Origin of the sequence: Algoriphagus sp. A40 (genome assembly GCF_002002735.1) — a bacterium.
Lineage (GTDB): Bacteria > Bacteroidota > Bacteroidia > Cytophagales > Cyclobacteriaceae > Algoriphagus.
Genome location: NZ_MUNY01000072.1, coordinates 1 through 20522 on the forward strand (window position 1 = coordinate 1; position 20522 = coordinate 20522).

The following is a 20522-nucleotide window of genomic DNA, read 5'->3' on the forward strand; positions in this document are numbered from 1 at the left end:
TTGAACAAAGAAGGGAAGACGATACAAGTCCGTCTCCCCTTCACAGTCTGGCTGATGCCGACTTAAGTATCGAAATTTAAGAAAATCCTTATTTCTTCTTGACTTTAAACACAGAATCTCAATGGTTTAAACCTAAAAGTGTTCAAAGCAGCAAGATTTGATCAACACTAACTTTTTTACCCAAAGACGAACTATCAAACTTAATCTCTCAGCTTTTTAAAGAAATCGAGGACTAGTTTTTCAGCTTCTTCGGCCAGCATTCCGGAAAAAACCTGGGTCTTGGGATGAAGCATAGCAGGATTGGTTTTCCGAAAGCCCCTTTTGTTATCGGAAGCTGCGAAATGAACTTCTCCTATTTGGGCCCAAAACAGGGCGCCGGCACACATGGCACAGGGTTCCAAAGTCACATAAAGACGGCAATCATTGAGGTATTTTGCTCCAAGATTATTTGCTGCCGATGTAATTGCCAGCATTTCGGCATGGGCCGTCACATCATGGAGCCTCTCGGTTTGGTTATAGGCACGGGCGATGATCCGGTTTTTGGATACAATGACTGCACCCACGGGTATTTCTCCTTCTTCAAAGGCGAACTTGGCTTGTTTCAAAGCCTCATTCATGAAATACTCGTGGGTGTATAAATCCAATTTTTAAATTTTATCTGAAAAGATCAAAAATTTCCTTTCTCACGCCCTCATTGATGACAATGGCCAATATCAGGGAAACAATTAAACCCGCCAAAGCTTTGAACATATCCTTTCTTGCCAATCGGAAAGCTCTGACGAGCCAGGCATTTCGTTTCTTGGCTTTTCCATGCTTCCCTAGAGCAATAGCCAGCTCCCTTCCCGCAAGCAAACCGATAAATACCCAGGTTGTGCTCATAGGAACATTGTTGTACAGCTTGAAATAAAACAGAATCGCAGCATACACTAAATCCACAAGGGTTGCTGCTCTTACATCAGCTACATTGGTTTTCTCATTGATGATATCCTGGATTTTGTCTCCTTTGAGATAAAAAATCAGTCCCAATCCCAAAAACACAAAGCCAGTATAAGCTACAAATTCATAAACGTCCAGTTGCCTTGGAAGAAATACTGCGATGTTGGCTGCGTCTTGCATGATCCACACTGCCCAAAGAGTACCGGAAGTAATCCATTGCAAAACCATCCAATAGGGTCTTGCCTCACCTTTCAGGTAATTTTTAACGAATCGCTCAAGCGCAAACCATACGATTACTGCCAAACCGAAGGCAAGTATATATCCGATAAAACTTTTGGTCATTACGGACACTATGGTACCCGCTTTATAGGTAAAAACATTCAATAACAAGAAAGTGGTGGATACAGGCCATCTCATTCGTGTCATGATCAATAGCACGATTGGTGCCGCTAGCTGGAGAAAGACAAATTCCTCTGGTGCCTTCTCCAAGCCAGGGGTGGTCAGCAGTTGAAAAGTAACATCACCGTTGAACACAAACCAGCTATAAGTAATGGTGCCCACCCAAATCAAACCTATGAAAAGCCACAACCAATACCATTTTCTGGCTTGATTGGAAATGATAAAAGTTCCGATAGTCTGGATACTGTCGTTCGCGATGGCAGAATAGGCTGCAAGAGCAAATCCAAACCACATGGCCGCATAAGTATATGGCGTAATTAAACCTGCAATGGAAATAAGGATACAGGTAATAATCAGGAAAGGGCGTTCGCTTTTGGTAAAATCAAAAATGGAATAGGTTTTCTTCGAAAGCTTTTCCTGATTGATATTTTGGTCAATTGCTTGTTTCTTGGCCATGTCGAGGCTTATGGGAGATCGGGCGCAAAATTAATTAAGTTATTCGCAACCTATGTTAACAAATTGTTAACTAAGGACAAAACCTTTTGTCAAGAGACTTTTGAGGCTTGCAATTCGTGAAAAAATTTGAACTTTGACCCAAATTTCTCATTAAAATTCTGATTTTCACTTTTAGTGGAAATCCCAAGTGGAACTGACCTATCTGAATGGAGGAGCTTGTATCGGAAAAGACTACTTTAAGTAAGGTCAGAAGCTACCTGATCGTTTTGATTTCGCTTCTGCTGTTCATTTTTGCGATTGATCTGTTGACAGTAGCAATGGGTCGGCTCAACAGCGATGTGGCGAGAGACATCATCGAAGCCACCCGAAATCCCTTCATCAGCCTATTTGTTGGACTTTTGGTGACTGCTTTGATTCACAGCAGCTCCACAGTGACTTCAAGCATTGTCGCCATTGTTGCTTCAAGCAATATGACACTTCAGCAGGCTGTCCCCATGATTTTGGGTGCAAACATCGGAACTACCCTTACCTCCACCATGGTTTCTTTCACTTTTATCAACAAAAGAAAAGAATTCAAACGGGCACTTTCATCGGGGATTTCACATGGAATGTTTAACATTCTAAATGTATTCATCCTCCTTCCTCTGGAATTGTACTTTAATTTCCTTTCCAATTCTGCAGAAAAATTAGCCAAACTTTTTGCAACCGACAACGACCGTTTGGGGCCATTTGAATACAACCGGATATTCACCAGAAATGTAACAGAGTGGATTGTGGAAAATATCAATATCCCTTTCCTGTCCACCATTCTTGCGATTTTCTTGGTGTTTTTCTCTATCAAAGTTCTGACAACTTCAGTATATAAGACCTTTGTTTTAGACGCTTTTCAGGATATCAGCAAGGTTATATTTAAAAATACCGGCCTTGCTTTTCTTTATGGAATGTTCTTCACAGCGGCTGTCCAATCCAGCACGGTGACGACTTGCCTGGTGGTGCCATTGGTTGCCAATAGGAAAGTCAGTGTGGTAAAATCCTTTCCCTTTATCGTCGGAGCCAATATTGGCACCACTATCACTGCAGTGATTGCTGCGCTGTACAAAACCGAGGCTGCGATTGCAGTAGCTCTTGTCCATGTTCTGTTTAATTCGATCGGGGCATTGATCTTTTTGCCATTTCCTGAAATAAGACAGATTCCGGTGAAATTGGCCGAATGGATGGGTGATACATCCGTACGGTACAGAGTTTTTGGATTTGCCTATATTCTGCTGACTTTTTTCATCATTCCGTTTCTGCTGATTTATTTAAGCCAGGACTAGGTTTAACCCGAAATATGCATTAGCAATTCTATTGCGGGCTGATCCGCCGCGGCGGACAAAATCAGCCACTAAGTTGCTGTTTTCGACTTCACCATCCCGTACGTACGGGATGCCTCAGTCTCCAAACAGCCTGATTTTCTTGCAATTTCAGCCCTTCCCGACATTCATCGGGACAGGCTATAACGAAACCTAATGCATAGTCCGGGTTTAAGAAACCTTTCTTTGCGCATCCATGATAGCTTTGGCAGAACTGGTACCGATCCGGTCAGCGCCTGCACGGATCAGTTCAAGTGCAAAATCCAGGGTTTTGATTCCGCCACTTGCCTTCAGACCAATAGCTGAGGGGAGAGATTCCCTCATCAGTCTGATATTTTCTACGTTGGCGCCCGAAGGCGCATATCCGGTGGAGGTTTTCACAAAATCAGCTCCTGCATCCTGACAGATTATGCAAGCCTCTTTGATCTGATCAGGACTGAGATAGGCCGTTTCGATAATCACTTTGAGAATCCGATCGGCTTCATGACAGATTTTGGCGATCTGGGCGATTTCGATTTTTGGCCAATTCATCCCGGAATGGAAAGCCGTTTGGGACCAAACCAAATCCAACTCATCGGCGCCTTCCTTGATGGCCTCTTTGGTCGCAGCCACTTTGGTCGCAGTATCTTCAAAACCAAAAGGAAATCCAATAACTGTCACCACCTGAATGTCCTGGTCTTTAAGATCCCGCTTTGTCTTTTTCACCCAAAAAGGAGGAACACAAACTCCGACAAACTGCTCCTCGATTGCATCAGCAATAAGCAAATCCACCTCTTTCGCGGTCATCGTAGGACGAAGGAGGGTTGATTCCAAAAACCGGTTTAGATTTTTCATGGCTCAATTTCCATCTTCAGCATAGACAAAATCCATCAGATACATAAACTCCAGGGTCAGATCTCCATCTCTTGCAATAGTTGCTTTCTCCAGAATAGATGCGTTCTCCTCCAGCAAAGCCGGAATGACCCATTGCTCGAGCTGCCTGCCAAACTCTACCGAGGACTCCCTCGGTAGCTCACAAGGTAAATTGTCAATTGCCATCACCGAAATACTGGTTTGGCTTCCGAAAGCCGGAATTTCAGCGCCGTTTTCACGATCCACATCATATACAGGATCCAAAATGGTAGAGGTACGAAGCGTAGTCGGGATCGATCCCCCCATATCACAAGTGACATCAGCAATGACGGAAAGGGCAAAATCAGGCGAATTGATATCCTCTACCCTAAATAATCGGGGCGCATCGGGATTCCAATAAGCTCCCGCAATCAACATTTCTCCAGCCTCGGCGAATTTGAGAAAATGACTTTCATACTTTTCCGGATGGGAATAAAACTCCTCCCGATCGTATCCCCCGTCCACTTTGCGCCGGTTGTAATCCGAAGAACTTAAAACGGTGTATACCGGCTCCTCAAAATAGAGGTGAAGAAATTCATGGGTTTCCACTTCAGGGATGCTTAAAACCTCCAGGATTTCTTTGATACCTTTGCCTACCCGGCCTGCGCCAGTGACTACAATTTTGATGGGTGGAAGCTGAACTTTTTTCAATTCCAGTTTCAGTTCGGCGAGGTCACGACATTCCGAAGCGCGCTTGATATCATACAGGGCGGTTTTTTTTCCATAAGTCCAGAAAGCATTGTAAGCTCCAACAATTCCTGCCCAGCGACCGAATGCAACAACCCGCTCACCTTCCTCATCTTTCAAAACTTCGTAATCAATCAGCCGGATGTTTTTGTCTAGAATGGCCCGGAGGAGCTTTTTGTTATAAAATTGTTTTTTGATGGTGTGGGAAAAAAAGAAATAAGTCTTACCCGCAATAAGGCGGTCCACAGGAACTTCCTTGACACCAAACAAAATATCCGCCTGTGAAATATCCTGCGTCACCTCGATACCTGAGTTTTGGTATTCCTCATCCGAAAAACAGCGGTCGGGGCTGGATTCGACCAGAAAGGACAAGGCGGAACCATAGGAATCGCGGAGTGTTTTCAATTGGTCGGGCGAAAATGGCGCTCGTTTGTCTGGTGGGTTTTTTCCCTCGCGGATTATTCCGATTTTCATAAAAATCTACTTATACCGGGTTTAGTTCTGGCAAATGACAAATCTCCTATTGGCTCTGAGTTGGGCGCTATTCTACATTTTGCACACTGCAGTAGCTGCTTCCAAGTTAAAAAGAATTTTGAAGGCAAAACCGCCCGCGACATCCAAATGGTATAGCTTATTTTATTCGGTTTTGTCGGCAGTACTTTTTATGGGGATTATCCTTCAGGCACTTTTTCTTCCTGTTCAGACCATCTGTATCCCGGGTCAGTTTGGCCAATATGCCGGATATATGGTTACGACTGCTGGTGTAATAGTCTTTGTGAAAGCAATCAAAGAAATCCCCTTGCTGTCATTTTTTGGGTTGAGGAAGAAAAAGCCTGAAGAATTGGAATTGGTCAGTTCGGGAATCTACTCCCAGATCAGGCATCCCTTTTTTTTTGGGCTGTTGGCTATCTTTCTGGGATATTTTCTGGTATCCGGAACCCTTGGCGCTTTGATTCATCTGACCTGTCTGGTCCTGTATCTGCCGGTTGGGATCTATTTTGAGGAAAAAAATCTTGTGGCTGTTTTTGGAGAAGACTACCGGGAATACCAACAAAATGTGCCTCCCTTTTTCCCAAAAATCCATAAAAAAAGGGGCTGAGCCCCTTTTTTATTTTAATCTATTCCGAGGAAATCAACCTCGAAGAGTAAGATCGAATTTGCCGGTATTCGGCTGTTGTTGACCTGATCCCGATAGGCATAAGGAGATGGAATTATCATCACCGCTTTGGTGCCTGGACGAAGTCTTCTAAATCCCAATTCCCACCCATAAATCACACTATTGGTTCCCATTACAAAACTAAAGGGGAGATAATCCCGACCCTCGACAAAAAGGTCATTTTCACGGGCTACACTTTCAATTGAAGTATCGAATACAGATCCACCTTCCATCAGGGAACCTGTGTAATTGGTATAAACCACTGTATTGGTCGTTGGTCTAGAACCTGCCCCTTCCTCCTGAACAATAATCACCACGCCACTTGGATCATGGATCCGATAAATGCTGTCGATCTGTGCGGTATCCAGAAAAGCAGCGATTTTGACGCTGTCAATAGCAAGGTTAGCCTCTATATCATATGCCGGACCGGTATTGTATGGATTGGTGGGCTCGCAGGCCATCATAGAAAAGCCTCCCAGCAAAACCAGAATCGGTAGGAACCTTTTTATCATGGATTGGTATGTTTAGGACCTTTTTTCACCTGAATCAATTCAAGTTCGAAAATAAGCGGAGAATTGGCAGGAATCCCTTCTCTTGGGTTGCTACCATAACCCATCCCAGAAGGAAAGATGACAGTGGCTTTCTCCCCTGGTTTCATTTTGGAGATTCCAAATTCAAAGCCGGTTAGGAAAGCTCCAAGACCATTTGGAAAGGTCAAAGGTTTATATTCTCTTCCAGATTGAAACACTCCATTATCCTTTGCAACCTGCTCGATCGTAGAATCAAATATCACATCGGAAAGAAGCCTTCCTGTATAATTCACTGTCACTGTATCCCCTATCAACATTCCTGAATTGACCTCGGGTGAAACTGAAGTCTCCCAGAACATATAAAATGCATCGCTTACCAATCCGTATTCTTTAACAGCACCATCAAAAGGGTTTTCTGCAAGGTAATTTTCAATGGCTTCCTTATCCTTCTGGAAAATCACTTCCTGACTCTGGTCAGGATCAATACAGGAGGAAACAGAAATGGCTCCCAAAAGCAAAGCTGCAAATGCGATCAGTCGGTAATGCATAGGTTCTGGTTTAGTTTTAATCTATTCTGAGAAATGTTATTTCTGCACGTCGGTCACTTCTACGTCAAAGACGAGAATTGAGTTGGCCGGAATCAGAGCACCAGCTCCGCTTTCTCCATAGGCCAATGGGGAAGGAATGATAAATTTGGCTTTTGATCCTTTTTTCAACAGCATCAAGCCTTCATCCCATCCCGGAATTACCTGACCCATTCCCACATTAACAGGAAGTGGCTCATAAGGTCTGCCTTCGGTGAAGATATTGTTTGCTTTAGCAATCTCAGCCAAAGAGGTATCAAACAAGGTTCCGTCGATCAGGTACCCGGCATAGTTAACATGCATGGTAGTACCTGGAGTGGTAGCTTCGCCGGTTCCTTCCTGCTCGATGATATAATAGAGACCGTTTTCAGTTTTCTGGGCATTCAAGCCTTTTTCTTTCACGTAAGCTTCGATGGTAGCAGCTTCTTCCACAAGCAAGGTTTTGGCTCTTTCGGCGCTTTTTGCCTGCTCAGCCATCATAGCTTCTTGATAGAATACCTGCATTGCAGAGTCAGTTTTCACATCAAATGCACCCAGTTTCACTTTCACGACATCGTCTTCCTTCAGGAAAGGAGGCTGGTTGTTGTTGAAAATCACTTTGGCAGTGGACTGGAAATTGATGGAGTCACCTTTTCTCAGGGTAAGGAAGATCTCATCCATACCGTTTTGAGGAGTAATGGTATCATTGGCCATCAGGTAGCCTGGAAATGGCTGATCGATGGTAGTGTAGATGACCGAATCGGTTGCAGTTGTGATTTCCAGGTTGTAAAGGACAAAATGCCCATTGGGAGCTTTTTCCGATCCTTCTTCGATATATGTATATTCGATTGCGTCTTTTTCAGTTGTTTTGGTTTTCTGACAAGAAGACATAGTGCTCGCTCCAAACATCAGAACGAGGATTGCCAAAAGGCTTTTGCTGTTTTTCATAAAGGTTAAGTGAATTTTCTGAGTAATTTTTCTGCGTATGCCTTAGCTGGCTGTGACTGGTTCGGAATGAAACAGTTCATCCTGACATTTTTCTACAAGTGATTCAAATCGATCAACGGTTTCTTTCAGGCTTAGTGCAGATTTTCCTCCGGCAGCATTTTTATGTCCTCCTCCGTTGAAGTAAGACGCGGCAAATTTGTTGACCGCTACATCGCTGCTGGACCGGAATGAAATTTTTATTCCGTCTTCCCGCTCTGAGAACAAAGCGGCAAGCTTGATGCCATCCAAAGATAAAGCATAATTGACCAATCCTTCGGTGTCTCCGGTCTGGCTTTGATATTTTTTAAGATCTTTTTTGCTGATCACAAAGTAGGCCGTCTGAAGGTCTTCGCGCACGACCAGTCTGCGGGTAATCGCAAAACCGATGAATTTAAGGCGGTTTACAGAGTTGGAATCGTAGATCCAGTTGGAGATCTGGGTAGGGTCTGCCCCTTTGTCGATCAGTTCGGCGACCACGAGGTGGACGTTTTTGGTGGTATTCGGATGGCGGAACCCACCTGTGTCCGTCATGATTCCGGCATAGAGACACTCGGCGATATCTTTGTCGATGGCGTCTTTGTCACCCAAGTCTTCCACAATCAGTTGGTAGACCAGCTCGCAGGTAGCGGCAGCTTTGGTGCTCCAATACTTAAAGTGTGCAAATTCCTCCGGATCTTGGTGGTGGTCAATGTTGACCACAAAAGCTTTGGACTTCCGGATCATCTCCCCCAGTTCATTGACTCTATCCAGGACTGAAAAGTCGAGGCAGAAAATTATATCTGCCTGCTCCAGACGAAGTGAAGCCAATGGAATGTCTTCTGGCTTGCTGAAATCCAGGACGGATTCGTTGCCTTTCATCCAGGAGAGAAAGGAAGGATAATCCGATGGAGTCACCACAGTGACCTCATGTCCTTTTTTGAGGAGATAGTTCGCCAGACCCAGGGAAGAACCCAATGCATCTGCATCAGGTTTCACATGGGTGGTGATGAATATTTTCTTGGGAGAGGAAAGTTCTTTTTTAAACGAGGCTAACGCTTCCATTAATATCAATTCAGCGGCACTTTTGGCTCATGTAGCGTGCAAAGGTCTGCAATTTTTCCAGAAACACCAAAGAACTCATTCTTCTGATCCTAAGCTTCATAGACTAGAATTCACTGCGCCAAGCTGGATTGTTATGGGAAAACCCCTATTTTTGCGGCCAAATTAAACCAAGACAAAACAAGATCCCATGGCAAGTAACAGAACATTCACGATGATCAAGCCGGACGCTTTTGAAGCCGGAAACTCAGGCGCTATCCTGAAAATGATCGAAGAGGCGGGCTTCAAAATAGTGGCCATGAAAGCTACCCAACTGACTCCGGCATTAGCTGGAAAATTCTATGAGGTACACAAGGAGAGACCATTCTATGCTGATCTGTGCAAATACATGTCCTCAGGACCAATCATCGCAGCTATCCTTGAAAAGGACAATGCAGTGGAAGATTTCCGTGCTTTGATCGGTGCGACCAATCCTGCCAATGCAGCTGAAGGTACTATCCGTAAGATCTTCGCCAAGTCTATCGAAGCCAATGCGGTCCATGGATCTGATTCCGACGAAAACGCAGCCATCGAAGGGAGCTTTTACTTTTCTCAAGCGGAGAGAGTTATTTAATCCTTCAACAGTCGATGGACGACAGTCCACAGCAATCAGCTATTGGACGGATAAATCAAAAAAAGCGCCTCAAATGGGGCGCTTTTTTTGATTTATTGGATTGCATTTTTTGCTTTTTGTCAAATCTGGGAATGTAGACATCTCACATAATTCAAAGTAAAATAAGATTTCTTTTATTTTACTTTGGCCGCTTAAAGTAAAATATAGACATCCGAATATTCCAACACTTTTTATAGCAATCGGATTATTGCAATCGGACTTTACCAGCTCCCCCCAGCTCCGCCGCCGCCAAAGGATCCACCGCCGAAGCCGCCAAACCCTCCTCCGCCACCGAAGCCGCCGCCAAAGGATCCTTTACCTGAGGAGAAATCACCGAATTTGCCGCCACCGCCTTTGAGCATATTGGCCAGCATGATGGTCGTCCAGAGGTCAATTCCCCCACCTTTTCCGCCCATGTGGTTGTCGTTGTCTTTTCGGTTTTTGATCAATGGAATGATTACAAACAGGACGATAAAGAGCAGAATGAAGAAAATTGCTCCTCCATGATCGCCATCTGACTCCACATCTTCGGCTTTGTATTCTCCGGAAGCCAGCTTGAAAATCATGTCTGTGGCCTGATCCAATCCCTGGTAATAGGCCTCCATTTTGAAATTAGGAAGGATCAGATTAGTGACGATCCGCTTGGCAAGCGCATCGGGCACGGCACCTTCCATACCATAACCTGTCGCTATAAACACATTTCGATCTTCCATCGCAGCAAGGATCAAAATGCCGTTGTTATTGTCGGCACCGCCGATTCCCCAGGCTTGAGCAAGGCGCTGGGAATAGTCCGCAATCTCGTATTCCCCTGTGGAACGCATCAGCACGATGGCAATCTGGGTAGAGGTACTGTCATTGTAGGCCACCAGTTTTTGTTCCAAACTAGCCACTTCATCAGCGGAAAGTGTTCCGGTGAAATCAGTGACCAAGCGTGGAGGATTTGGAACGGGAGGAAAATCCTGTGCATTGATTTGTCCGAATAGGAGGACAAAAAATACCAGGAGAATTGGCTGCTTAGCCGAAAGATACTTCATCCGAAAGTTCGTTTTTGTCGTCGGTTTTATCATAAGGGAAATGAGCTCCCAGCTGATCACCGGCTAAGTGAATGCCTTCGATGAGGCCTTGAGTGAATTTTCCCTGACGGAAATGGGAGGCCATTACTTCCTTGGTGCTTTCCCAAAAGTCTTTGGGAACTACTGCGTTGATTCCGGCATCTCCCAGGATTGCAAATTTGTGATCCAAAACTGCCAGATAGAATAAAACTCCATTCCGGTCCTTGGTCTGATACATTTTGAGGGTTTCAAAAACCTCCGCAGCCCTGTCTAGGACATTGGCTTTGCAGTGATTTTCGATATGAACCTGGATTTCTCCGGAGGTACGAATTTCAGAAGACTGGATTGCAGCCTTGATTTGGTCCTTTTCCTCCGGAGAAAATAATTTCTCGGCCATGATTAGAATTGTACGGTTGGGGCATTTTCAGCTCCTTCGGAAGCCTGGAAAGTACCTTTGGTCTCGAAGCCATACCATCCTGCAAACAGGTTGTTTGGGAAAGTACGGATGTTGGCATTGAAGGCAACCACGGATTCGTTGAAGTTTCGTCTGGCTACTGCAATTCTGTTTTCAGTACCTTCAAGTTGGGCCTGCAATTCCAGGAAGTTTTGATTTGCCTTCAGGTCAGGATATTTCTCCACAGTCACCAACAAGCGGCTCAATGCTCCTGAAAGCTGGTCCTGGGCCTGCTGGAATTCCGCAAGTTTTTCGGGAGTAAGATTGGTGGGATCGATCGTCATAGAAGTCGCTTTGGCACGTGCTTCCACCACACTGGTAAGTGTCTCCTGCTCAAATTCCGCGTAACCTTTAACGGTGTTCACCAGATTTGGAATTAGATCTGCACGACGCTGATATTGGGTTTCCACTTCAGCCCATTGTCCATTCACTTGTTCTTCCGTTTGGACAAACTGGTTGTAGCTACCGACTGCTTTGGTGTAGAGATAAATACCCAAGACAGCGATAATGGCAACAGGGATGAGAAATTTTTTCATAGTTTGTGAGTTGTGTTAAAAACGAGATGTTACACGGATTTCCTGTCCATGTGTTGTAATCCTGGATCAAAGTTATCCAAATTATCTTTTGCAGAGTGTTATTTAAATCTGCTTTTTCAGATAGATACTCACTTTGTAGTCACTGAAATTGTTCAAGTCATTGTTGATATACCGCCTCATCTCGAATTCAATTTCCCTGCCTTCCTCAGAGCGCAACAGTTTGAAAATCTCCGACAATTCCCAGAGAAATGTAGGAACCCGATTGATGGAAAGGATTTCATCAAAGGCCAAAATACCGGTTTTGTAAGCAGGTGAACCCAAGCGAACATCACTCACATAAAACCGGTTCTCGTCATTTGGAACTTTTTTCAAAGTCAATCCGCTCATGTCAAATTCAAAGGGTGCATAAAAGTTGTCGCCCTTGCGGATCAAGGCCCGTTTTCTGGGATAATCCAATACCAGCCGTGTCCTTCCCAGGACTTCTGATCCCAGGCTACCCTGCCTGCCAGTGGCCACGATTATGTCGCTAAACGTATTTTTATCAGGATAGGAAGTAAGTACCTCCTTCATGATCAAGCCTTCTATATTAAGCGAATTGACACGACCGATATAGCCATATAGGACTCCTCCCAGCGATTGGCCGAGTTGCGATTCGATAAAAAGCATAGGCATTTTGATGTCATCGGAGGTTTCCTGATTTAAAAGAAGGCCATGATTGGCTCCGGTATCGATCAGTAATTTGGCTTCGAGTTTAGGCCCGTTCTTTTGATTGATCTTTGCATTGACATAGGCTTTGCTATCCTCGATTAGTAAATCGAATTTCTTATAAAAAGGCGGTTTCCATTTGAGGGCTTTTTCTTTGTAAAACTCGACAAAGCCTTCATCATAGTTGATTTTTACCGGGTTAAACTTAAAAAACTCGTAGCCTAGAATCCCATAAACCGGCACTCCGATCACAGACTCCAGTTCGAAAAAATCCTCTTCCAGCACCAAAAGGCTTTGGAGTCTTCCCTCGATTTCACCCAAATCCAGGGTATTGACAGGGGAAACCTGGGCCATAATAACTGTGGAACCATCAGCTCCGGCAATACTCAGCCTTCGGGTATAGGTCAATCCCAAAGCATCACCTAGCGTTTTACTAAAAAGGATGTTGGACCGGACTCCTGTGTCTACCAAAAAATTGATCGCCTCTTGGCCATTGATGGAAACTGGCAGGATAATCAAGCTGTTTGAAGAATAAAAAGGAATTCGGACTTTCCTGACATCCTCCTTCATAAAGAACCCGGGTACTTGTGCCCAACCGGAGTCAGCAAACAGAAAACTTAAAAACAAAAGGAGCAGAACCTTTCTACAAGTCATTTGGGTAGGGAGATCTCTGTTAAAAGTTAATCAGATTTATTTTATCCATATACTTCCTCTAACTCAAAATCTACAATACTTGGCCGGGATTCACGTCAAAATTCATCAAGGGTAATTTAGATTAATCCCAAATTAACCAAGTTAACCGAGAACGGTTTGTCAAAAAATCGGGAATACGTCATCTTTAATTTTTAATCATGTAAACCACATGGCAGATCCGGCCCTGATAGAGAAAGCAAAAAAAATCTTTGAAAATTTCCTTATTAAACAAGGAAATAGGAAGACCCCAGAGCGGTTTTCAGTCATCGATGAACTGTACATTTTACCTGAAGATGAACACATCGATGTGGAAGGCCTTTTCCTAAAAATGCGAAACAAGGGTTATTCCATCAGTCGGGCTACCATCTACAACACCCTCGATCTGCTGGTAGAAAGCGGCTTGGCTGTGAAGCATCAGTTCAAAGATAAAGTTGCACTATACGAGCAGGCACTAACTTACAAGCACCATGATCACCATGTTTGCAACCAGTGCCGCAAAATCAGGGAATTCTCGGATCCCAAAATCAATGATATCAAAGAAAAGATGGGAAGAGAATTCCAGTCGGCCATCACCAGTCACTCCTTGGTTCTTTACGGAGATTGCAAAATCGAAAACTGTGAAAACCTCATTGTGTTGCAGACCTTTTGAAAATTTTTCGATAGACGGGCTTCCGGTAAGCAAACTGTACCCAAAGCACCGGATAAAGCAGGTAGTTCATCAATCCAAAAGGCGCTTCAAATTCAATCTCATCACGGATTACTGAGCCAATTCCTGTAGAAATCACCCGATGGGTATGTTTCCATTTTTTGAGAAAAAAGGGTAATTCCACACCCCAATCGACAAAGTAAAATTCCAAATCCGTTGTCCGGTCTTCAGTAATTTCACTGGTCCATTTTTGTCTGAAAAAGAGGAAATCCAGCTCCAGAGTGACGAAATCACCTTTTCTGGATCCATCAAATCGAAGCACCCTGACCGGAGGAAAAGGCGGGCTGAGTTTCTTGAAGAGTGATTGGTCGAAACCTGATTTCACTTCCAGGTAGCTTTGCTCCACAGAGGTTTGAAGGGCAATTTTCATTAAAAGCTGAGTACGAAAAGAAAGAACAAAACCAGCCAAATTACCTCCATAAATTGCCAGTAAACGGTGAAAAGTCGGATCCGCATTTTTTCGAAAGGATTTGTGATTAGGATCAGTTTCCGGATGCCGTCTTCCTGAGTTTTGCGCAGCTGAAAAAGCAAAATCAAAGCAAAAACCATAGCACCAAGGAGGTGAAAAATATGAATTCCCGAAAGCAGATACAGAAAACTCCCACTCGGAAGTCCCGTAAAATTGATGCCCATATCTGTCAGTTCTTTCCATCCTGCTACTTGAAGTATGGTAAATATCACCCCCAACAAAAAGGTATTTCGAAGTGAACTTTCGAGTTTGGAAATATTTTCTTCCTGAAAATGGAGGCGCATTTTGACAACGGTATATCCCGAAAGAATCAGCATGAAAGTAGAAATCAAAAATGCCACCGGAATGCGATGGTTGGACCCAGCCAACTGATTGCTGCCTGAAAAAAGAAATGCTATCACCAAAAACAAAAAAATCAAACCGCTGCCAAGCATTCCCAAATATAGTAATGTCTCGTAGGGATGTAGGCTTTCGATGCGCTGAAGCCAGGATTGGGGTTCCTTGGTTCTATTCATTCTCTAAAAACATTTTGGATGAGGCTTGGTTCAGAAAAAAACCAATTCCTCAAACTACACCCCGAAAAAGGCCAAAAAAACATAAATTTGGCCCTCTCTTTTCCTCTTAACAATTCTATCTTGGATCGTCAGTCCTTCCTTAACATTTACCAGTCCGACCCGATTTTTCAGACGCTTGCTCATCAGCTGGCCTCCGGAGAAAAATTCCGACTCCAGCTTCGGGGACTATCCGGAAGTCTCGACATGGTTCTTTTTGCTTCCTATTTTGAGAAAAATGGCGGATTCCATCTGATCATCGCCCAAGACAAAGAAGAAGCTTCCTATCTAAATTCGGATTTGCAAAACCTACTGAACACCGAGGAACACATGGTCTTCCCCGGCAGCTTCAAAAGGCCCTACCAATACGATGAAGTGGACAATGCCAATGTCCTCATGCGGGCAGAAATCCTCAATCAAATCCTGGAAACCAAGGGAAAGTCCCGAATCGTCATCACTTATCCCGAGGCGCTGTATGAGAAAGTGATCAACAAAAGGTCATTGGTGGAGAATACTTTTTCGGCGCGTGTCGGTGAGTCAGTCGATATGGAATTTGTGACGGAGATCCTCACAAGCTATGATTTTGAGCGGACGGATTTTGTCTACGAGCCGGGGCAGTTTGCTATCCGGGGTGGGATTTTGGATGTGTTTTCTTTCAGCAACGAGCACCCTTACCGCCTGGAGCTTTTTGGAAAGGAAATCGAAAGTATCCGGACTTTTGATCCGGAAACCCAACTTTCGATCGAAAAAGTGGATTTGATTTCCCTGATTCCCAATGTGCAGACCAAGCTCCTTCAGGAAGTCAGACAGTCTTTTTTGGGCTTTTTACCTGAAAAATCCATCATCTGGCTGAAAGATTACCAGCTGACTTCCGACGTGATGGACGAGTCTTTTCACAAGGCGGAGCAGGCTTTTTCGCAGATCGTTTCTCAAAGTCATACCGAAAACCTGTTGCTGAAACCAAGCGATCTTTTTGATCGGGGAAATGACTTTTCTGAGGCTATCAAGGCCTTTTCTACCGTTGAATTTGGAAGGCAATTTTACCTCAAAACTGATAAAAAGGTTTCTTGGGAAAGCCAACCTCAGGCTTCATTCAACAAGAATTTTGAACTGATCGTAGCCAACCTTTCAGACAATGAAAAGCAGGGATTTACCAATGTGATCACGGCCGAAAACGAAAAGCAAATCGATCGGTTGTTGGGTATTTTCCATGAATTGGATCCCACACTTCAGGTCCAAAGTATGCTTTTGGGATTGAGAGAGGGGTTTGTGGACAAGCAGGGGAAAATGGTCTGCTATACCGATCACCAGCTTTTTGAGCGGTTTCACAGATATAAAACCCGGACAAAAGCCAGCAAATCCAAGGCGCTGACTATCAAAGAACTTAAATCCCTGCACCCCGGGGATTACATCGTCCATGTGGACTATGGAGTCGGGCGATTTGCAGGACTTGAAAAAGTAGACGTGGGCGGAAAAATGCAGGAAGCAGTTCGGCTGATTTTCAGAGACGATGACCTGCTGTATGTCAACATCCATTCGCTGCACAAAATCTCCAAATATTCCGGGCAGGAAGGACAAATGCCCTCTATGTCCAAATTGGGTTCACCGGAATGGGAAAACAAAAAGTCACGGGTCAAAAAGCAGGTCAAAGACATTGCCAAAGACCTGATCAACCTCTATGCAAAGCGGAGATCTGCCCATGGTTTTACTTTTTCCAGGGATTCAGTCCTTCAGGTCGAGTTGGAATCTTCCTTTATCTACGAAGATACTCCAGACCAGGCTTTGGCCACGGCTGACGTAAAATCAGATATGGAAAAATCCTATCCAATGGACCGACTGGTCTGTGGGGATGTTGGATTTGGGAAAACCGAAGTGGCAATCAGGGCTGCCTTTAAAGCGGTCAATGACCGAAAACAAGTCGCTATCCTGGTTCCGACCACGATTTTGGCGATGCAGCATTTCCAGACTTTCAGTGAGCGATTGGAAAATTTTCCTGTCAAAGTCGAATACATCAACCGCTTTCGCTCAGCGAAGGAAATCAAGGAAATCATTGCCCAAGTCAAAACCGGTGAAATCGACATTTTGGTCGGCACACATAAGATTGTCAACAAAGACATTGAATTCCGCGATCTCGGCCTGTTAGTCATCGATGAGGAGCAGAAGTTTGGAGTAAAAGTCAAAGACCAGCTAAAAAATCTGCGGGTCAATGTGGATGTTTTGACCCTGACGGCAACTCCTATCCCGAGAACCTTGCATTTTTCACTGATGGGAGCCAGAGATCTTTCAGTGATCGCCACTCCTCCACCAAACCGACAGCCTGTTACAACTGAGGTCCAGACTTTTCGGGAAGAAGTCATCCGGGATGCCGTTGCCTACGAATTGAGACGGGGCGGACAGGTGTTTTTTGTACACAACCGAGTCGGAGAGATTGACTCCATCGCCAATCTGATCATGAAGCTCGTGCCGGATGCCCGAGTCATCGGCGCGCATGGCCAAATGGACGGCAAAAAACTGGAAAAAATCATGGTCGATTTCATTAATCATGAATACGATGTCCTGGTCTCCACCAACATCATCGAGTCAGGCTTGGATATCCCCAATGCCAATACCATCCTCATCAACCGCGCCCACATGTTTGGATTGAGCGATCTACATCAGATGCGCGGCCGAGTGGGTCGAAGCAACAAAAAAGCGTTCTGTTACCTGCTCACCAGTCCTTTGTCAGGATTGACAGCCGAGGCAAGAAAAAGACTTCAAACCCTGGAGGAATTTTCCGACCTGGGCGACGGATTCAAAGTGGCAATGAAGGACCTGGATATCCGCGGTGCAGGCAATCTGTTGGGAGCCGAGCAAAGCGGATTTATCACCGATTTGGGATTTGAGATGTACCACAAAATTCTGGACGAAGCAGTTCAGGAATTGAAGGAAAATGAATTTGCTGCATTATTCGAAACCGATCTTGCTGAAAAAGTAAAAGTTTTGGTTCAGGACTGTACGATTGAGACCGATTTGGAACTGCTGATTCCGGAGGAATATGTCACCAATATCAGCGAACGTTTGGGCTTATATTCCAAACTCGACGGGATCAAAAATGAAGAAGAACTCGATAAGTTTTCCCTGATGCTTCAGGATAGATTTGGGCCATTCCCCAAGGCTGTCAGTGACTTAATGGAGACAGTTCGTTTACGTTGGCTGGCAGAAAAGCTTGGAATTGAGAAGCTTGTCTTGAAAGGAAGGCAAATGAAGTGTTACCTTTTGCCCTCCAATCGGGATGACTTCTATTCCTCTGCGGTCTTTGGTAAAATCATGAAGTTTGCCCAGGCCCACTCCAAAGAGTGTAAAATAAAAGAACACAAGAATCGTTTGATACTTACAATTGAAGGAGTTCCTACCATTCAAAAGGCACAAAAGGTGCTTTTGGAAATGAATTTGTAAAAAATTCATTGAAATTTAACTGGCATAAATATTGCATTTTCGATTACCGATTTTGCAGCTATTGCCCGAATCAAATCATTAGAGGGCATTTGGAAAATTCTTGAATATCAAAATCCATTGGAAGTGGATTTCATTGCATCTATATTAGCATTCTGAAATAGACCAAAACATTACAATATGAGTCTGAACAACAAATCCTGGGGAATGTGGGCGACAGCTTTGGTGCTGGCTTCCGCTTCTGTTTTGTCGTCTTGTAACAAAACTCCCGGCTACGGTCGACGCACAGCAAATGATCCCGGGAAGAAAAGTGCCACCACCGGCCAAGAGTTCTCTTTCGACGAAAATGATTCCACCAATTTTTTTGTCTCCAAAAGAGCTGAGCAAATTCCAGGACCAAACTTGAAATTTATACAAGGTGGCCGGACTGTCTTGGGTTCCCAAGAGGAGGATGTTATGGCTTTTAGAGACAACTTGGAAAGGACCGTTTCCATTGCAAGCTTTTATATGGATGAAACGGAAATCACCAATAACGATTACCGTGAATTTCTTTTTGACATGAAGAAAAAAGTGAGCGCAGATTCACTTTTGAAGCTGGAGCCTTCTGAAAATGTTTGGTCCGGTGCAATGTCTTTCAATGACCTTTACCAGTCTTACTATTTCAGATTCCCGGGTTTCAATTTTTATCCAGTAGCTGGTGTTTCCTGGAATCAAGCAGGTGTTTATTCCAAGTGGAGGACGGAATTCGTTCAGGATCTGGTTAGAAAAGAGCGAGAAATCGATTCGACTTTCACCAAAAATCAACTGATCGAACGTGGTGTAGCCATGGCAGACTTCCGCCTTCCAAATGAATCTGAATGGGAATACGCTGCCAAGGCAATGATAGGAACTCAATACCTCGATGAAAATCAGGAATATGGACGAATTTATCCTTGGGATGGCCGTGGTGTACGTAACCCATACAATGTAAAGCGAAAAGGAAAGCAGGGTGACTTCTTGGCCAACTTCAAAAGAGGACGAGGTGACTACGCGGGTATCTCAGGTAACCAAAGAAACGACGGTGAGATTCTTCCTACCAATGTTTATGACATGGCACCAAACGATTTCGGACTTTACCATATGGCCGGAAACATGAACGAATGGGTTTATGACATTTACAGACCCTTGACATTCCAAGATGCTGACGATCTCAACCCAATGAGAAAGGATGGCGTCTACGATGAGGAAGAAAACTATGAGACTTCCATGTTTACGGACGAAATCAGAGTTTATAAAGGAGGATCCTGGAAAGATGTAGCTTATTGGCTTGCACCAGGTACCCGAAGATTTATGCACCAAGACTCAGCTACCAACAATATTGGTTTCCGCTGCGCGATGATCTCCATCGGAGAACAAGGAAAGTAAATCCTTCACTTTTGAATCACACCACCAAAACCCTGAAAGTTTTTCAGGGTTTTTTCTTTTCCTCTTCTTCAATTTTCGATTAAAGGGCTAAGTCCAGTCGGGAAACCCCAGCTGATACTTATTCCGGTTCGACCTTTTCGGATTGATTCACCGATGGGCAGCATATGTCCTCAAAGTGCTTATAAAACCTCCTAGCCTTTTTGTAATGAGAAATTTTCCAAAGTCCTTCCACTAACACCTTTATTCTATATCTACTTGAAAGTAGTTTGGCTTGCGGCGAAAAATAAGCTGCTGGTCCTGGTAGTTACGCCGCAGATTGCCTATTCGCCTTGGACGGGAGTGCAGGGGCTCGCTGCCCTAAAAACAGAAAAGGCTGTCCTTCTTTAGAGCAGCCTTTCCTTTGCCTGGATAAATCTTTATTGAATACTTATGAAATGGCCAAATCCCACATCCCCAAAATCCTGAATCAGTTCCAGATGTCCAACCCAAGTTTTCCCGGATTCGGTTGGATCTTGATTGGATTGGTTTCCTTGGCAATGGTCATTGCCTATTTTTTCTTCAGGTACAAACCTGCAGGAGGGCGTAACACGAAAACCGGGGTGGGATTTGGAATCGCTCCAACACCGGATTCAGTCTGAAAAATCCTGACTGTCGAAACACTTGCCGAATACCTGGAAACCAATCCAGTCCAACTCAACCGAAACTTCAAAAAACTTGGAACCACCCCCGGCAAATTCCTGAAAAATGCAAAACTCCAGCAGGCCAAAAATCTTCTGAATGAGGGAAAGTCTTTGGAGGAAGTGGCAAAGCAGATCGGGTATTCCACCAAATTTCTGAAGGAAGAACTGGGAATCTGAGCCCCTCAACGGTGCA

22 protein-coding genes are annotated in these 20522 nt (G+C 44.3%); 8 read left to right on the forward strand and 14 right to left on the reverse strand.

Annotated features, from left to right (window positions below):
- Positions 1–200: 200 nt before the first annotated feature.
- Positions 201–644, reverse strand: a complete 444-nt coding sequence (locus tag B0E43_RS17610) for a nucleoside deaminase (protein WP_077352204.1) — start codon at positions 642–644, stop codon at positions 201–203.
- Positions 645–654: 10 nt separating this feature from the next.
- Positions 655–1791 (reverse strand): hypothetical protein, encoded by a 1137-nt coding sequence (locus tag B0E43_RS17615; RefSeq protein ID WP_077352206.1) that lies wholly within the window; start codon positions 1789–1791, stop codon positions 655–657.
- A gap of 206 nt (positions 1792–1997) precedes the next feature.
- On the opposite strand from B0E43_RS17615, the gene B0E43_RS17620 reads away from it, so the two are divergent.
- Positions 1998–3107 carry a Na/Pi symporter gene (locus B0E43_RS17620; protein ID WP_077352208.1) on the forward strand — a complete coding sequence of 370 codons (1110 nt, stop codon included), beginning with the start codon at positions 1998–2000 and terminating at the stop codon, positions 3105–3107.
- A 207-nt stretch (positions 3108–3314) separates the two neighbouring features.
- Here B0E43_RS17620 and deoC read toward each other — a convergent pair whose 3' ends face one another.
- Together deoC and B0E43_RS17630 are read right to left on the reverse strand one after the other, a co-directional pair.
- A complete protein-coding gene (gene deoC, locus B0E43_RS17625) occupies positions 3315–3977 on the reverse strand; it encodes a deoxyribose-phosphate aldolase (RefSeq protein ID WP_077352210.1) in 663 nt (220 codons plus the stop codon).
- A gap of 3 nt (positions 3978–3980) precedes the next feature.
- Entirely contained in the window at positions 3981–5195 is a 1215-nt protein-coding gene (locus tag B0E43_RS17630; protein WP_077352212.1) for an NAD(P)-dependent oxidoreductase, read from the reverse strand.
- Between the two features lie 34 nt (positions 5196–5229).
- Here B0E43_RS17630 and B0E43_RS17635 point away from each other — a divergent pair, with 34 nt between their 5' ends.
- Positions 5230–5820 carry an isoprenylcysteine carboxylmethyltransferase family protein gene (locus B0E43_RS17635; RefSeq protein ID WP_077352214.1) on the forward strand — a complete coding sequence of 197 codons (591 nt, stop codon included), beginning with the start codon at positions 5230–5232 and terminating at the stop codon, positions 5818–5820.
- A gap of 14 nt (positions 5821–5834) precedes the next feature.
- Here the strand turns inward: B0E43_RS17635 and B0E43_RS17640 are convergent, their stop codons facing one another.
- The 4 genes from B0E43_RS17640 to B0E43_RS17655 are packed head-to-tail and all read right to left on the reverse strand — an operon-like array spanning position 5835 to position 8998.
- On the reverse strand, positions 5835–6389 hold the full coding sequence (locus B0E43_RS17640; RefSeq protein WP_254423453.1) for an FKBP-type peptidyl-prolyl cis-trans isomerase: 555 nt from the start codon (positions 6387–6389) through the stop codon (positions 5835–5837).
- The gene (locus B0E43_RS17645) at positions 6386–6955 is read right to left on the reverse strand and encodes an FKBP-type peptidyl-prolyl cis-trans isomerase (RefSeq protein WP_077352216.1); all 570 of its coding nucleotides are present in this window, start codon (positions 6953–6955) and stop codon (positions 6386–6388) included. The genes B0E43_RS17640 and B0E43_RS17645 overlap by 4 nt, the downstream gene beginning before the upstream one ends.
- Positions 6956–6991: 36 nt before the next feature.
- Positions 6992–7918 carry an FKBP-type peptidyl-prolyl cis-trans isomerase gene (locus tag B0E43_RS17650; RefSeq protein ID WP_077352218.1) on the reverse strand — a complete coding sequence of 309 codons (927 nt, stop codon included), beginning with the start codon at positions 7916–7918 and terminating at the stop codon, positions 6992–6994.
- 42 nt (positions 7919–7960) lie between these two features.
- Positions 7961–8998 carry a bifunctional oligoribonuclease/PAP phosphatase NrnA gene (locus B0E43_RS17655; RefSeq protein WP_077352220.1) on the reverse strand — a complete coding sequence of 346 codons (1038 nt, stop codon included), beginning with the start codon at positions 8996–8998 and terminating at the stop codon, positions 7961–7963.
- 187 nt (positions 8999–9185) lie between these two features.
- Here B0E43_RS17655 and B0E43_RS17660 point away from each other — a divergent pair, with 187 nt between their 5' ends.
- Complete coding sequence (locus B0E43_RS17660) at positions 9186–9608, forward strand: nucleoside-diphosphate kinase (RefSeq protein ID WP_077352222.1); 423 nt, start codon at positions 9186–9188, stop codon at positions 9606–9608.
- 260 nt (positions 9609–9868) lie between these two features.
- Here B0E43_RS17660 and B0E43_RS17665 read toward each other — a convergent pair whose 3' ends face one another.
- The 4 genes from B0E43_RS17665 to B0E43_RS17680 all read right to left on the reverse strand — a co-directional run bounded on the left by B0E43_RS17665 (position 9869) and on the right by B0E43_RS17680 (position 12964).
- Positions 9869–10681 carry a YgcG family protein gene (locus B0E43_RS17665; protein ID WP_077352224.1) on the reverse strand — a complete coding sequence of 271 codons (813 nt, stop codon included), beginning with the start codon at positions 10679–10681 and terminating at the stop codon, positions 9869–9871.
- Positions 10662–11096, reverse strand: coding sequence for a TPM domain-containing protein (locus tag B0E43_RS17670; RefSeq protein ID WP_077352226.1), 435 nt, complete (start codon positions 11094–11096; stop codon positions 10662–10664). The genes B0E43_RS17665 and B0E43_RS17670 overlap by 20 nt, the downstream gene beginning before the upstream one ends.
- Positions 11097–11098: 2 nt before the next feature.
- A complete protein-coding gene (locus tag B0E43_RS17675; protein ID WP_077352228.1) occupies positions 11099–11689 on the reverse strand; it encodes a LemA family protein in 591 nt (196 codons plus the stop codon).
- 102 nt (positions 11690–11791) lie between these two features.
- Positions 11792–12964 carry a retroviral-like aspartic protease family protein gene (locus B0E43_RS17680; protein WP_254423454.1) on the reverse strand — a complete coding sequence of 391 codons (1173 nt, stop codon included), beginning with the start codon at positions 12962–12964 and terminating at the stop codon, positions 11792–11794.
- A 292-nt stretch (positions 12965–13256) separates the two neighbouring features.
- Here B0E43_RS17680 and B0E43_RS17685 point away from each other — a divergent pair, with 292 nt between their 5' ends.
- Positions 13257–13736 (forward strand): Fur family transcriptional regulator, encoded by a 480-nt coding sequence (locus B0E43_RS17685; RefSeq protein ID WP_077352232.1) that lies wholly within the window; start codon positions 13257–13259, stop codon positions 13734–13736.
- Here B0E43_RS17685 and B0E43_RS17690 read toward each other — a convergent pair.
- Together B0E43_RS17690 and B0E43_RS17695 are read right to left on the reverse strand one after the other, a co-directional pair.
- The gene (locus tag B0E43_RS17690; RefSeq protein WP_077352234.1) at positions 13714–14163 is read right to left on the reverse strand and encodes a hypothetical protein; all 450 of its coding nucleotides are present in this window, start codon (positions 14161–14163) and stop codon (positions 13714–13716) included. The genes B0E43_RS17685 and B0E43_RS17690 overlap by 23 nt on opposite strands.
- On the reverse strand, positions 14163–14777 hold the full coding sequence (locus B0E43_RS17695) for a cytochrome c oxidase subunit 3 (RefSeq protein ID WP_077352236.1): 615 nt from the start codon (positions 14775–14777) through the stop codon (positions 14163–14165). The genes B0E43_RS17690 and B0E43_RS17695 overlap by 1 nt, the downstream gene beginning before the upstream one ends.
- Before the next feature lie 120 nt (positions 14778–14897).
- On the opposite strand from B0E43_RS17695, the gene mfd reads away from it, so the two are divergent.
- The 4 genes from mfd (at position 14898) to B0E43_RS31410 (ending at position 20506) form a co-directional block, all read left to right on the forward strand.
- On the forward strand, positions 14898–18248 hold the full coding sequence (gene mfd, locus B0E43_RS17700; protein WP_077352851.1) for a transcription-repair coupling factor: 3351 nt from the start codon (positions 14898–14900) through the stop codon (positions 18246–18248).
- A gap of 177 nt (positions 18249–18425) precedes the next feature.
- Positions 18426–19649: a gliding motility lipoprotein GldJ gene (gene gldJ, locus B0E43_RS17705; RefSeq protein ID WP_077352238.1), complete on the forward strand. Its 1224-nt coding sequence runs from the start codon at positions 18426–18428 to the stop codon at positions 19647–19649.
- Between the two features lie 434 nt (positions 19650–20083).
- Positions 20084–20287: a hypothetical protein gene (locus tag B0E43_RS17710; protein ID WP_077352240.1), complete on the forward strand. Its 204-nt coding sequence runs from the start codon at positions 20084–20086 to the stop codon at positions 20285–20287.
- Between the two features lie 33 nt (positions 20288–20320).
- On the forward strand, positions 20321–20506 hold the full coding sequence (locus tag B0E43_RS31410; RefSeq protein WP_371454725.1) for a helix-turn-helix domain-containing protein: 186 nt from the start codon (positions 20321–20323) through the stop codon (positions 20504–20506).
- Positions 20507–20522 lie beyond the last annotated feature (16 nt).